Genomic DNA, 1,028 nt, shown 5'->3' with positions numbered 1-1,028 from the left:
TTGCACTACAAGATTTTCTATCATCTTAGCACAGGCCCATTGCAACTTAAAAAAGCGCAACCCTCTATTCCCCAGCATCAATCAAGAAGGTATAGCTGGACCACTATGTGGGATCATCTGATCAGCCCAAAAAAGAGACCTGTCACAGGTCTCTTTTTACAATACAAACTCAGCTACTCCATCCGCTCCCACAGCGCATCAAAGGCTTCGTTATCCATTTGGAAAAACACCTCAGCGTTGCCGTACCGCACATACGGGCCGCTCTTAAACAGCCGCAGCTGTACTTGGGTCTCATCCTCCAGCTTCAGATGCAGGAATTTCTGTTCATCCGCCCCTGTTTCATATATACCGGCCTCTTGCAACGGTTCGGCCGCAACCGGCTTCGCTGCATAGAGCGCTTGAACGAAAGCTTGCAGCGCTTCGTCCACCGCCAGTTCGTTCAACTGAACCTCTCCCATATTCCAGCTGTCAAAATCCTGCCAGTTCGCCGAGATCATTCGATCCATCAGCTTCAGCTTGCCGACAACGTCCTCGCCTGTATACACCGTGATGCCATTCAGATGCTCATACAGTTCCGCGAAGATCTGGCCGTCGTGCTCCGCATACGACATAATCCGGAACTCCGTATCGTATCCCTGAACCGAATAGATATCCATCTCCCCGATCGTTGAGGCCAGCTCCGTGTAATCGGAAGACGTGCTCCATTCCGTAATGCCGGACTTCGATCGTCCCAACTTCTCTCCTCTTAGCGCTTTGGCCGTCTCTGGTGATAGCCCCGTCCCACTCTGGGTATAAATGTTGCCTTGATATACCACTAGTCCGATCATATCCATGGAGACTCCGCTGTCGTCAGGGAGTTCAATCTTCGGTATCGTCACCGACTCGTGGTTGCCCGAGGTTGGTGACGTTCCGTCCTCCCCGGAGACTTGGGGCTCGCCAATCGCCATTTGATCTTGGCCTGCTTGCTGGCTCCATACGAGCGAAATGACCAGTACCACACCGAGAACCACCGCCATGCTGACGGACGC

At 52.6% G+C, this 1,028-nt stretch carries 1 protein-coding gene; it reads right to left on the bottom strand.

From position 1 onward, the window contains the following. Positions 1–173: 173 nt before the first annotated feature. The coding region (locus tag ACFRAK_RS29750; RefSeq protein WP_394573301.1) for a hypothetical protein at positions 174–1,028 on the bottom strand (855 nt) is incomplete at its 5' end.

The organism is Peribacillus sp. NPDC056705 (assembly GCF_043656335.1).
The sequence above is the reverse complement of the archived record's forward strand: the minus strand, read 5'-3'. Positions and strand labels throughout refer to the sequence as shown.